This window comes from Hymenobacter sp. (genome assembly GCF_036387835.1).
In the GTDB taxonomy this organism is placed as follows: Bacteria; Bacteroidota; Bacteroidia; order Cytophagales; family Hymenobacteraceae; genus Hymenobacter.
Genome location: NZ_DASVSY010000021.1, coordinates 1 through 12900, shown reverse-complemented (window position 1 = coordinate 12900; position 12900 = coordinate 1). Strand labels below are relative to the sequence as shown.

11 protein-coding genes are annotated in these 12900 nt (G+C 54.9%); 4 read left to right on the top strand and 7 right to left on the bottom strand.

Annotation, left to right across the window (positions count from 1 at the left end):
* Nucleotides 1-38: 38 nt before the first annotated feature.
* Nucleotides 39-887: a DNA/RNA non-specific endonuclease gene (locus VF639_RS04265; RefSeq protein WP_331144643.1), complete on the bottom strand. Its 849-nt coding sequence runs from the start codon at nucleotides 885-887 to the stop codon at nucleotides 39-41.
* A 264-nt stretch (nucleotides 888-1151) separates the two neighbouring features.
* Nucleotides 1152-2177, bottom strand: a complete 1026-nt coding sequence (locus tag VF639_RS04260) for an aldo/keto reductase (RefSeq protein ID WP_331144642.1) — start codon at nucleotides 2175-2177, stop codon at nucleotides 1152-1154.
* A gap of 637 nt (nucleotides 2178-2814) precedes the next feature.
* On the opposite strand from VF639_RS04260, the gene VF639_RS04255 reads away from it, so the two are divergent.
* Nucleotides 2815-3369, top strand: coding sequence for a 2'-5' RNA ligase family protein (locus VF639_RS04255; RefSeq protein ID WP_331144641.1), 555 nt, complete (start codon nucleotides 2815-2817; stop codon nucleotides 3367-3369).
* 20 nt (nucleotides 3370-3389) lie between these two features.
* Here VF639_RS04255 and VF639_RS04250 read toward each other — a convergent pair whose 3' ends face one another.
* Complete coding sequence (locus VF639_RS04250; protein WP_331144640.1) at nucleotides 3390-5279, bottom strand: T9SS type A sorting domain-containing protein; 1890 nt, start codon at nucleotides 5277-5279, stop codon at nucleotides 3390-3392.
* Nucleotides 5280-6117: 838 nt separating this feature from the next.
* Between VF639_RS04250 and VF639_RS04245 the strand changes: the two genes are divergently transcribed.
* A complete protein-coding gene (locus VF639_RS04245) occupies nucleotides 6118-6444 on the top strand; it encodes a hypothetical protein (protein ID WP_331144639.1) in 327 nt (108 codons plus the stop codon).
* 325 nt (nucleotides 6445-6769) lie between these two features.
* Complete coding sequence (locus tag VF639_RS04240) at nucleotides 6770-6976, top strand: hypothetical protein (RefSeq protein ID WP_331144638.1); 207 nt, start codon at nucleotides 6770-6772, stop codon at nucleotides 6974-6976.
* Nucleotides 6977-7141: 165 nt separating this feature from the next.
* Here the strand turns inward: VF639_RS04240 and VF639_RS04235 are convergent, their stop codons facing one another.
* Nucleotides 7142-9265 carry a prolyl oligopeptidase family serine peptidase gene (locus VF639_RS04235; RefSeq protein ID WP_331144637.1) on the bottom strand — a complete coding sequence of 708 codons (2124 nt, stop codon included), beginning with the start codon at nucleotides 9263-9265 and terminating at the stop codon, nucleotides 7142-7144.
* Nucleotides 9266-9534: 269 nt separating this feature from the next.
* Here VF639_RS04235 and VF639_RS04230 point away from each other — a divergent pair, with 269 nt between their 5' ends.
* On the top strand, nucleotides 9535-9804 hold the full coding sequence (locus VF639_RS04230) for a hypothetical protein (protein WP_331144636.1): 270 nt from the start codon (nucleotides 9535-9537) through the stop codon (nucleotides 9802-9804).
* 114 nt (nucleotides 9805-9918) lie between these two features.
* On the opposite strand, the gene VF639_RS04225 is transcribed toward VF639_RS04230, so the two are convergent.
* The 3 genes from VF639_RS04225 to VF639_RS04215 form a co-directional block, all read right to left on the bottom strand.
* Nucleotides 9919-10668, bottom strand: coding sequence for a LytR/AlgR family response regulator transcription factor (locus VF639_RS04225; RefSeq protein WP_331144635.1), 750 nt, complete (start codon nucleotides 10666-10668; stop codon nucleotides 9919-9921).
* 405 nt (nucleotides 10669-11073) lie between these two features.
* Nucleotides 11074-12162 carry a sensor histidine kinase gene (locus VF639_RS04220; RefSeq protein ID WP_331144634.1) on the bottom strand — a complete coding sequence of 363 codons (1089 nt, stop codon included), beginning with the start codon at nucleotides 12160-12162 and terminating at the stop codon, nucleotides 11074-11076.
* 35 nt (nucleotides 12163-12197) lie between these two features.
* On the bottom strand, nucleotides 12198-12782 hold the full coding sequence (locus VF639_RS04215) for a DUF7010 family protein (protein WP_331144633.1): 585 nt from the start codon (nucleotides 12780-12782) through the stop codon (nucleotides 12198-12200).
* Nucleotides 12783-12900: the final 118 nt, after the last annotated feature.

Below are 12900 nucleotides of genomic sequence, written 5' to 3'. Positions count from 1 at the left end.
CAAAACAGGGCGTTGTTGCTTCTAGAGCAACTAAGTTACTATTGGCTAGGTCCGGTATCAACCCGAGACTCTACAGTGCGTTGCGTTGCTACGGGCACTGCCGATAGCAAATCGTAGCCAGTAGCATCCTCAATAGCGTCGACGGTGGTGCGGTAGCCTGCCCAACCAGGGTTCAGAGAATTGCTATTAGGCGTATCGACGGCAATGACGCGCGTGGTGCTACTGACGCGACTTGCATCATCGGAGCCTTCTGGCAGCACGACGATAACCTTCCAAATGCGTTTCGGCACGGTTATGCGGCCATTGTCGAGGGTTGATTTGGTGCCGTTCGAGCCAGTACCACCGGTGCCATACTGCCCCATGACGATGTATAGCTCGTTGCCGGCTTTGGCAAGCGTGCGGCAATACTCCTCTAGGTCGCCCCAGGTTTGCTGGTTGTTGTTGGGGGCCTGCGGTATCATGTTGGTCATCAGGAAAGTGGCCGAGTTGTCGGCCACCGTTTTGGTGCGGTCGGCCGACGGGCAATTATGGCCCCGGTCAAACCCCGAACCCGTGTAGCTGCTGCTTTGCGCTTGATACCAGCCGGTTGGGAGAGAAGCATCAGCCCGGAAATCATCCTGCCGCGCGGCGCTGCCCAACCACTCCGAACTCAGGTGCCAGCTCACCCAATTCGGAATGCCCCGGTCGCGATGATAGGAGAGCGTGTACTGCGGCTTAGTGAGCAGATAGTTAGTAGGCTGGTTGACGTCGGCAGTGGCACCGCTCGGGTTGCCCAGGGTTAAGTGGTCAGGGGTCGGTTCGGCGGTGTCGTCTGATTCACAACCAGCAAATAGTGCCAGTAGCACGCAGGGCAACAGAAAACGAAAGCGGGGAAAAACTGGCATCATTGGGCAAAGGTAAACCACATGCCCCTTAGGTGCTAAGTGAACTAACTACTACAGCCGGCATCTCTTTGGAAACCAGAGGAAACAAGCTGTATAGTGGCAGCCGGGCTACTATCGGGTAAAGTCTATAAGCATTTTTGTTGTCAGCAGCCTTTTAGAATTTTCCGTGGAGATTCTAAAATAAACTCGGTTTACTGCTGTTCCGCAGGTAGTTTGTGGTAACCTGTACTGTGCAAACAAAAGCAGACCTATTCACAAGGCTGCTCCTTACACGGGTAGCGGGTTGAGCTGAGGCAAATTGCGCTGGTGCCAGTAGGGGTAGATGGGCGGCGTATCACTGGCCTTGTCGAGGCGAGCCACTTGCTCGGGCGTAAGGTTCCAGCCGACTGCGCCCAGGTTATCCCGTAGCTGCTCCTCGTTGCGGGCGCCAAACACCAAACTCGTGACCGTGGGGCGCTGCAGCAGCCAGTTGAGCGCCACCTGCGACACCGACTTGCTGGTTTCGGCGGCCAACTCATCGAGCACGTCCACGATGTTGTATTGCAGCTCGTCGGGTACGTCGGGGCCCTGGCCACCGCCTTGTTTGAGGCGGCTGCTGTCTGGTATGGGCTGGCCGCGGCGCACTTTGCCACTAAGGCGCCCACTCGCCAGCGGCGACCATATCACCGCGCCCACGTTCTGGTCAAGGGCCAGCGGCATCAACTCCCACTCGTACTCGCGGTTGATAAGCGAGTAGTATACCTGATGACCAACATAGCGGGCCCACCCGTAGCGCTCCGACACCGAAAGCGATTTCATGAGATGCCAGCCCGAGAAGTTGGAGCAGGCAATGTAGCGCACCTTGCCGCTCTGCACCAGGTCGTCGAGGGCGCGGAGGGTTTCCTGCACCGGCGTACGGCCGTCGAAGCCGTGCAGGTAGTACACGTCGATGTAATCGGTTTGGAGGCGGCGCAAACTGTCTTCGCACGACTTGAGCAGGTGCAGGCGCGAGGAGCCGAAATCGTTGGGACCTTCGCCCATGGGGAAGGTGGCTTTGGTGCCGATAAGCGTTTCGTGGCGGCGCCCATCCAGCGCCTGGCCCAGGATTTCCTCGGCCATGCCGTTCGAGTACACGTTGGCTGTGTCGAAGAAATTGACGCCCGCTTCCAGGCAGATATCCAGCAGGCGGCGGGCCTCGGCTACATCGGTGCTACCCCAGGCTTTGAAGAACTCGTTGCCACCCCCAAAAGTGGCCGTGCCGAAACTTAGTACGGGCACATGCAGCCCCGAGGCACCTAATTGTCTGTATTCCATGATCTGTCTTGAAGTAGAAGGGCAATAGAGGTAAGAACAGCCAAAAACCTGCCTTGTTTACACTCCTGATGAGGTTGGCGCAACAGGGCAAGGCCATTCTTAGGCCCGGACGTTACCCGTCTGTAGTCCGTGGTGCCCGGCGTGCGCTGCTGCTTTGCCACGGCCAACGTTGGGTGAGGCCTTAGTTTCGCCAGAGCTGCTGCTTTCGAGGCTAGTTGCCGCATTCGCCTTTTTTCTGGTCGTCGTTGCGGATGCTCTTGCGGGGGCGGGTGGGGTCGGAGCTAGTGCCTCCGGACTGGTAGTTGAAGCTCAGGCGCACGGAGTGGTTGTAGACGTAGACGTCGTTGCGGACGGTGTAGCTGTCGGGTACGGCTAGGTCGGGGCGGAAGAGGATGGTGCGGGAGTTAGCAACGATACGCGAGCCGCAGGCTTCGCCTTGCTGCTTCCGATACTAGAAAAGCTGCCTAGACGGGTTGTGCAACGACGAGACGCAAAGTGTTGCGTCTCTGCATATTGGTCGGGAGCCTGACGAATAACGTAAACCGTTTGTTGAGCGACCCTTAGACCCGAGGACGAGGAAAGGATAAAGTAATACACCAATCAAAGAACCGCACCAAGCAACAGCCTCCCACCTTCTATGCAAACTCTCTATCTAGTGGCGGTACTCCCGCCAGAACCCGTATTCTCCGAAACGTGGGCCATGAAGCAGGAGGTGCACCAACTTACGGGCAGCCGCAACGCTGTGCGCCTGCCGCCGCACATCACCCTGATACCTCCTATTCGCCAGTCCGATGACTTTGAAGTGAAATGCGCGGCAGTCCTAACCGATTTCGCTGCTACCCAAACAGCATTTACGGTTAACCTAAAGAATTTCGCGTGGTTTGGCAACCGTACGCTGTTTGTGCACGTGAGCGAAGCGGAACCCGTAAAAGCCTTTCACGCCGCCCTCACCGACTGGTGCGCCACGCATTTGCCGGAAGTACCGCGCGAAAACCGCCCCTTCACACCGCACCTCACCCTGGCCACCCGCGACCTGCCCGCCGCGCAGGTGCCCGAGCTACGCCAGCTGTTTGCCGCCCGGCCCTACGCCGCTACCTTCCCGGTGCAGGCCCTCACGCTCTTCCGCCACAACGGCCGGCAGTGGCAGCCGCGGTCCACCATTGCCCTGCTCAACCAGAGCAGTGAAGGCTGACTAGAAGAGGAAAAAGGTATCTACTCCACCATCAGCCGACCCGTATACTGGCGGCCTTGCGCATCAATAGCGCGCACCACGTATAAGCCAGCGGTCAGTCCCCGCACCGACACGGTGGCATCCGAGGCTATGGTGGTAGTACGCACTACCCGGCCTAGTGCATCGAGAAGCTGTACTTCACTACGGGCCGATACGCCTGATAAGTACACGGCAGATGTGGCGGGGTTGGGGTATAGGGGCAACTTGTTGATTGCAAGAGGTGCTGAAGTACTAAGAGGCGTCGGTTGGAAGTTGGTGTTGGAACTGCTGGTACTAGCGCTGGTGCGCACACTAATAGGACCTACTGTTGCCCCAGCCGGAACAATGGCCTCTAGCCTAGTTGCCGACTGCACAGTGAAAGCGGAAGCTGGGGTACCATTGAAAAGCACTTCTATGACACCTGCAAAGCCTGAACCCAAAACCGTAACGGCTTGGCCAGGGCCTCCACTACTAGGTGCCAGACTGGCTACTGTAAGTACTGGTGGCAGTGGGTCAAATAATTGTGCTACGTACCAGTTGGCAGTGCTACCAGCGGCTGTAAGGGTAATAGTGCCCAACGACATTTGATTTGTGAAGTGCCCTGTTACGCGGGCAACACCAGCACCGTCGAAGCCGATGCGCTTGCAATCATCTGCATCGACACCACCGTAGGTGGTTACCCAGCGTAAGGTTCCCTGTGGCGTGTAGCTAAGTATTACGGCATCCCAGAGTACATTGGTAGTGAAGGTGCTGGTGCCGAAAGTGGTCGGCCCGATGAAACAAGCTACTAAGTATGGATTGCCAGCGGCATCGATGGCGACCGAGCGGGCGTAATCTTGTTGGGTACCTCCGCTCGTTTGCACCCATTCTATAGCGCCTTGGTTTGTGTATTTTACCAGCGCTATGTCGGTGTATTGAGAGCCGTTGGATTGGAGGACTGTACTTCCTAAAGTGAAAGTGCCAGAGAAGCTGAAGGTCACGTAGACGCTCCCGTTAGCATCGGCGGTAACGTTACCTACAAACCCGCTTGCACTGCCGGTACCACTGAACTGCTGCACCCCATGCCGGCTGCCCAACGAGTCATATTTAGCTAGATAACAGTCTTCTCCGGTTGGATTATTGTACGCGGTTGCACCAAAAATTATATTATCCTCTGCACTGGCAAACAGGTATATATAGCCATCAGGAGCAATAGCTATACTCTCACGAATACCTCTAGTCGCATCAGTGGCGCCATCCTGAAGAGCCCATTGCACGGTACCAGTTGCATCATACTTAACCAAGAACATTGTCGTGGTGGTGGTAGTAGAAAGCGAGTTGGGTCCAAAAGTGATATTGTAACCGAAGGTCCCACTCAGATACACGTTACCCGTCGCGTCAACGGCAATGTCGTGACCTGAGGCGTAGCCGTAGCCGGTGGCAGTGCTTTGTTTGGCCCATATTGCGGTGCCTTGAGGCGTGAACTTGGCCACGTAAGCGCTCGAGCTTGCGCTGGTGAGCGTGGTGCTGCCAACTACCATCTGCCCCCTGAAAACGCCCGTCAGGTACACATTGCCGGTCGCATCGAGGGCTATAGCTGCCGCACCGCTCCGCATGTCATTGCCAAGTTTTTCTACCCACTCCACACTGCCGGTTGGGTTCAGTTTCAGCAAGAAGTTATCTTGGATCGGGGTAGTCAGAGTAAAGGAGCCAAAGGTTTGAGTGCCCTCAAAAATACCTGTCACATAAGTGTTTCCAGCCGCATCTACAGCCATATCGGTCTGCTCCATTATGCCCGGGCGGGTGCTGGTCAAAGCCACCGCCCAACCCCAAGTAGGCGATACCGGTGCCTGAGCAACGGCGGTCAGGGTCATCAATGAAGTAAGTAAGGGCAGTAGTATTTGTCGTAGCATAGAATTGTAAGTCGAAAAGAATAGTGAGAGGCAAGTACTAGATTATAGGTAAGACAGCAGACGTGGAGGACATTTGGAGCTGAATGGTCTAGCAAACGTCGCTTAACCAGTATACCACAACGACGTTTGCTGCACTAGCAGTAGGGTAGCCAGCAATGCTTCCTTCAGATCAGCTTTCTGGCGCTTGAAGCTAGCAGCTGGTTTTATTGGCTTCAGTTGTTGAGTTGTTGACCTGTCTGTTGCAAAACGGCGTGCAGCAGCTGCAGAATCAAGGTCCGGGCACTTCCAATAAGTCATAAGCATCTCGCAGAAATAATATGCAGTCGGCCCGTTTAATGCGGCCAGTCGAGCGTAAGCAGACTTCAAATTCCGGGTAAGTCACAAGAAATAATTCGGAATGATAATGGACTCCGAAAGATAGTCCTGCCGTTGCAAAATATAGCAACCGGCGGGCCTTGTCGACTCCCGAATTTTAACTGGTTTTGCCTGGCTGCACGGGCCTTGAATAAGGGAGTCAACTGTCTGATTTCTACTGCTGGATTTCGACCGCGAGAACCTGTTCAGCGACAGAGGTTCGACAGCTTTGGGCCATTGTTGAGATTTTTTGCTCGAAAATTGTGTTAGGTAGCTTCAGGTCGACGGAAATTACGTAAACAATTGTATATCAATAATTTATAGAGAAGTAAAAAGGCTAGATAGAGCAGCGCGAATACATGGTTTGGGGAGAAATATGTGTTTTATTTACATGATTTATATCAATTTGACAAGAACCTCCGTAGAAGGGCTTCACAAACACAAGGTGCCTGTTCACCGTTCACCTCATCATACTTTCATTCCTATGAAACAGACTAAGAATTCAGCCTGGACCATCCGTGTAGTTGCTCTCCTTTTCAGTGCCGGTGCGGCCCTTTCTTCTTGCACGAGCACGAGCACCGACACCCCTGCCAGCTCTACTTCGGGTAGTGATGCTGGTACGACTACGACAGGAACTAGCACTTCTGGAACCTCTACCAGTGGCTCTACTACCACCGGTACCACTACCTCGGGCACCACTTCCGGCGCTACCACTGGCACAACCACCACCGGTACTACCTCGGGTAGCACTACGGCAGGTACCACTGGCACGACTACTTCGGGCACCACTGGCGGTACTACTACCCGCTAATACCATACTCATGCTAGGCCAACTAGCCTAGCTGCTAAGCTAAAAACCACCCGTCCTGATTGGACGGGTGGTTTTTCATTTCTGCCTGTTCTAATCGGGACCATTCAAGGATTCCTGCCGACGGCTCATCCTTAGTGCTCCCATCTATTCTGAAGTTCAGCAGCAAAGACCGTAGCCTAAGTTGCTGGCAGTGCTTGGCAGAGAAGGCAACTGATTAATAACTAGACCAAACAACAGACCAGGCCGAGCTTGCGTATGAGGATTTACCTATGTGTTCGTCGAACAGACAGGTACCTTCCTTCTCTCACAGTTTATCCCTCATCCCATGAAAAAGGTCCTGTTCACTGCTGCCCTTTCTGCATTTCTGCTTGGTTCTATCGCGCCAGCCTTCTCTCAAACTGCTCCTATGCAAGGCGATACTACCAAGGTGAAGATGAATGACAAGAAAGGAAAAATGAAGACCACGGATGGCAAAGCCAAAATGAACAACAAGAAAGGCAAAGCCAAAATGAAGGCCGAAAAAGCGAGCTAGCCTAGAGTTGATACCGGGACAACACCCGAAAAAGGATAAGCCCAATGAGCCGCTACATAGCGGTGGCTCATCGGGCTTATCCTTTTTTTGGTATTTTATGGGCTACTTAAGTTGCTGCTGAAGTTCAGCGGGGCTCGGGTTTCGCTTAACCAAGCAAGCAGGGTACTAGTTGGCCACGTTGTAGGGCACGCCCATGTTTTGGAACATGAACGCCCACTTATCGGTCTGCTCGCTGATTACCTGCGCCGTAGAACGGCCCGCGCCGTGGCCGGCTTTGGTTTCAATGCGGATGAGCACCGGGGCGGCGCCTTGCTGCGTTTCTTGCAGGCGCGAGGCAAACTTAAACGAGTGCGCAGGCACGACCCGGTCGTCGTGGTCGGCGGTGGTGACAAGCGTGGCGGGGTAGCTGGCGGGCTTCAGGGCGTGGTAAGGCGAGTACTTGTAGAGGTACTCGAACATCTCCTTGGAATCTTCGGCCGTGCCGTAGTCGTAGGCCCAACCGGCGCCGGCCGTGAACTTGTTGTAGCGCAGCATGTCCATCACGCCCACCGCGGGGAAGGCCACTTTAAACAAATCGGGGCGCTGGGCCATGGTGGCGCCCACCAGCAAGCCGCCGTTGGAAGCCCCTGAAATAGCGAGGTAGTCTTTGGAAGTGTAGTTGTTCTTCACTAAATACTCGGCGGCGGCAATATAGTCGTCGAACACATTCTGCTTTTGCAGCTTGGTGCCGGCCAAGTGCCACTTTTCGCCGTACTCGCCGCCACCCCGAATGTTGGGCACGGCGTAGATGCCGCCGTTTTCCAGCAAAATGATGTTGCTGGTGCTGAAGCCCGGCGTGACGCTGGAGTTGAAGCCCCCGTAGGCGTACAGCAGCGTCGGGTTCTTGCCGTTCAGCGCCACGCCTTTCTTGTAGGTGATAATCATTGGGATGCGGGTGCCGTCCTTGGAGTTGTAAAACACCTGCCTGGACTCGTACTTAGTAGGGTCGAACTGCACGCCTGCCTTTTTGTAAACCGTTGATTTGCCGGTGGCAATATCGTACTTGAAGATGGTGGGCGGGTAGATGTAGGAGGTGAAGGTGTAGTAGGTTTCTTTTTCTTCTTTCTTGGTGCCGAAGCCGCCCGCCGAACCTACCGACGGCAGCTCGATGGCCCGCTCTTTCTTGCCGCTCATATCGTACTGCTCGATCAGGGAAGTGGCGTCCTTGAGGTAGTTGGCGAAGATTTTACCGCCGCCCGTCGATACGCGCAGCACGTTTTTGGTTTCCGGAATCAAGTCTTTCCAGTTGGCCGGCTTGGGGTTGGCGGCGTCCACCGTCACCACCCGGTTGTTGGGGGCGTTGAGGTTAGTGAAGAGGTAGAGCTTGCTGCCCACATTGTCTACCACGTCTACCTCGTTCTTCTCGTTGTCGACTACCTGTACAATAGCGCTGCCGGGCTTGCTCAGGTCCTGAAGGTAGAGCTCGTTGCCGGTGGTGGTGTTGGCGCCGCTGATAACCAGGAACCGCTCGTCCTCGGTGAGCGAAGCGCTGATGTAGCGGCGCGGTGTTTTCTCCCCTCCGAAAACGAGCTTATCGGTGGTTTGGGGCGTGCCGAGCTTGTGGTAGTACAGCTTGTGGAGCTGCGTCATGCCGGCCAGCTGGCTGCCGGCCTTGGGCTTGTCGTAGCTGCTGTAGTAGAAGCCGTCGTTGCCCTTCCAGGCCAGCCCCGAAAACTTAACGTCCTTCAGCGTGTCGCCCAGGATGGATTTGTCGGCGGTGCGCAGCACGATCACCTTGCGCCAGTCTGAGCCGCCCTCCGAAATCTGGTAGGCGGCCAGGCTGCCGTCTTTGGTGAAGCTGATGCCCGCTAGTGATGTGGTGCCGTCCTTCGAGAAGTTGTTGGGGTTTAGAAACACCTCCGGGGTGCCCGTGCCCAGCTGCCGGTACAGCACCGACTGGCTTTGCAGGCCCGTGTTCTTGTTGAAGTAGGTGTACTTGCCCTCCTTGAAAGGCGCGCCGTATTTCTCGTAGTTCCACAGCGTTTCGAGGCGCTTGCGGATGGCATCACGGTACGGAATCTGACTCAGGTAGTTCTGCGTCACCTTGTTTTCTTCCTGCACCCACGACTTAGTATCCCCGGCCTGGTCGTTTTCCAGCCAGCGGTAAGGGTCCGCTACTTTGGCACCGAAGTAAGTGGTAGTGGTGTCTACCTTTTTGGTTTGGGGGTAAGGCAGGGGCTTGATGGCGGTCTGGCCGTAGGCCTGCGCACCAACCAGGAGCACAGCAAACGAGGTAAACAGGCTTCTCATAGAGCGGTAGTTACGTGAAGAAAGTTGAAGAATACAGTGGTTTTCTGCTTAGACAGACGGCCCTATGGAATCGGTGTTGCTTGCCGGGTTGGCAAGCCAGAGGACGGTTGAAAAGCATCAAGTCAAGCATGAAAACCTGCCGGTTCCAGGCGGAGCAGCCCGAGGAGGCAGATGATTTCTCAACCAATTTTAGGTACTGAGCAGGTTACTTTTTGAAATGCGTGGTATCAAGATGATATCAATCCACAGAAAAACCTAACTCCTACGTCATGAAATTCTCTGTTAAATCCCTGCTGGTTCTCGCTGCTTTTGCTCCTTTCGCTCTAACTTCTTGCTCGGAGAAAACGCAGGAAAACGCTGAAGCAACCGCCGACAGCGCCGCCACCGACGCGGCCAATACCACCGAAAAAGCAGGCGACGCCGTAGAAAACGCCACCGACCAAGCCGCCACTGAAATAGCTCCTGAAGCTGGCGACACGGCCGTAGTACGCGACCAGCCCGCTGGCAAAGCAGTAGAAGAAACCCCCGCTAAGCAGTAGTCTAACTTGAACTCAACGAAAAAGCCCCGCCAGATTTATTCTGGCGGGGCTTTTTCGTTGCATGTAGCGCGGAAATCCAGTGGCTTCCGTTCCGTGCTACATCTTATGGACTACTCATAGACTCAGTAACTCGCGGAAGCGTACGGATTGCTGGCGTGAAACTTCCACTTCGGGGCCGCCTCGTAGCTTGATTTTTAGCGAATTGCTGAACCAAGGCTCAATCCCATCCACCCATTTCAAGTTGATGATCTGCTGGCGGTTCACCCGGAAAAACACGCGCGGGTCGAGGCGCTGCTCCAGGTGCTGCAAGGTGCGCGGAATAAGGGGGCGGTGCTGGTCGAAATAGATTTGCGTGTAGCTGCCGTTGATTTCGAAGAGGCGAATATCTGCCAGGCGCACAAACCAGCACCTTTCCCCATCCTTCACAAATACCTGGTCCTGCTCGGTAAGCGGCGTCGGGCTTGGCTCTTCCGCCTGGAAAGTTGCGGAAACGGGCTCGGGAGCAGAAGCGGCGCTCAGCTTACTCTGTACCTTAGCCAGCGCCACCGCCAGCCGCTTGGTCTCGATGGGCTTGAGCAGGTAGTCGAGGGCGTTTACTTCAAAGGCGCGCAAGGCATATTCGTCGTAGGCGGTGGTGAAAACCACGTGCGGCGCAGCTTCCAGCGAGGCCAGCAGCTCGAAACCCGTTTCGCCGGGCATGTGGATGTCGAGCAGCAGCAAGTCGGGTTGCAGTTCCTGAATGCGGGTGCGAGCCTCGGCTGCATGGCGGGCTTCGCCTACTACCGTCACCTCCGGGAAAGCTTGCAGCAGGTGGCGCAGCTCAATGCGGGCCAGTCGGGAGTCATCGACGAGCAATATCTTCATAAAATGCTGATTTGCGCTGATTAACCTTGTTTCGCTGATTTTTTGCCTTTAGATCTTTTAAGAAATCAGTTAACCTCTTAAACGTCATGCTGAGTGTAGGCGCAGCCGGAACCGAAGCATCTCGCCAGGGTGGTAAACTCAACCTCAGTACGCGAGATGCTTCGTAGCCTCGGCATGACATGTAAGAAGTTAACTGATTTCGTAAAAAGCTGTTTGCGTTAGCCAACAACCGGTTCGAACGGTGTAGAGACGCCTCTTTGCGTCTTGTCGCCCGCACCAACCCGCCGATTTTGTTTAACGATGAGACGCAAAGAGGCGCCTCTGCATCGTGCGCTGATTTCGAAAACGTAACTTAAACTGCCTCTAAAAGCTTGCTTGATACAGTGGACTTTGGGTTGCTGCGCATCAAGCTTCAAGAAGCGTAGGGGCTTGCATAGGTAGTTGGAGGTGCGCTACTACGGTATTAGGGGCGGTGGAATCGTTGTGAATATCGAGGGCGGTAGCGCTGCCGAACAGTAGGGCGATTCGCTCGCGGGCATTGCGCAGGCCTACGCCTTCGTGCCCTGGCAGTGGCTGGTAGTAGCCTGTGTTGCGCACCACAATATGGAGTTGCCCGCTAGCTGCATCGGGTTGAGCAGTGAGGTGAATAAAACCGCCTTCCGGCCGGGGCGCAATGCCGTGCTTGATAGCATTTTCTACCAGCAGTTGCAAGGTCATGGGTGGGATGAGAGCGGGCAGGGCGGCCGGATCTACATCGAGCGAATAGGTTAGGCGCTCTTCCAACTGCATGGCTTCCAGTTGCAGATAATGCTCTACAATTTCCAGCTCCCGGCTTAGCGGCACCTGTTCGGCACTGCTGAGTTGGATGGAGTAGCGCAACAGGTCGGAAAGATGGGTAATCATGTCGCGGGCCCGGCCGGGGTCTTCCATCACCAGCGCCCTGATGTTATTGAGCCCGTTGAACATGAAGTGGGGGTTGATTTGCGCTTTGAGCGTGCGCATCTCGGCCTCCTGCACTGCCGCCGCCAGCTTCCACTTATCTACCTCGGCCTGCTGGTAGCTGCGCAGGTAGTGCCAGCCGAAGTAGAAGCCCACCCAAAGCCACAGCACAAAGTTGACGTTGAACACATAGCCGATAAACTGCGCCCACCCGTGGGGTTTGCCGTCGCCAGTAGGCTGTATTACCAAAATGAGTACCGCCCATATAATAACCTGGCTCAGCACCGCGAGCAAGGCATTCATAAGCACCAACCGGCTCAGCAAGGGCAGCGGCGCCAACCGTTGCCAGTCGTTGGCTTGAATGTGGTAGCGTAGCCCGTGCGTGAGCAGCGCCATCGTACTCACAATCACCAGAAGAATAGGAAGTGTATCCCGTGTAGTTTGCCCAAAGGCGCTGAACACGACGGCACTAAACACCAGGTACAAACTCCAGCCGATAAGCTGCGCGCGCCAATACAAACGGCTAGGGGCGAGAACCGAAGCGTAGGAAAACATAGGCTCGATATACAGGTGCCGGCAACACCCGAAATTTACGTTGAAGGTACGGCCACAACACTATAAGCTCGCTTGTTGAGGCGGTAAGAAGCCAGAAGCAAAATGCTCAATACCAGCAGCGAACAAACGATAAAAACCGGAATCAAATACAGATTAGTGCTCGGCGTCCGCAGCCCAAGCAGCAGGCATCCGCCGGAAATAACCCCGGCCATGATGGCATACGGCTTGGCCTGATAAAACCAGGCATAGGGAAAGAAATGTGCCCCCGTAATGATGCCGTAGGTCATGATAAAATAATGCGGGTACTTGCTGTAGATGAAAACGAGAAACGGAAAGTAAAACAGCTGCGCGAAGTTCAGCCACAAGCCCAAAGGCTGAATGGGGTTGTGCGGAATGGTCCAGGTGGTGCGAAGCACTTTGGAAAAGAGCCACGCCAGGGGCAAAGTAGCCGCGCCCACAAAAAAGGTGATAAAGCTGTTCTTGGTCGCAGAACTAGGCAGCGTCCACACAAAAGCAATAACCGCCCACACAATACTGGCCGCCACAATAAAATCAAGTCCGTTCTTCGCCTTCACCGACAATTCCAACCTCCGCGCAGCAAATTCCTTTTCGAATGACATAGGTAATAGAAGTAGTTTTTACAGAAAATTAAAAGTTAATGAATGGTCCTGCTTGATTTAGCGTCCGCATGTGGTGCCTCAAGCCAGGGACCGAAGGCGCAGTCAAGGCCTCTGGCTT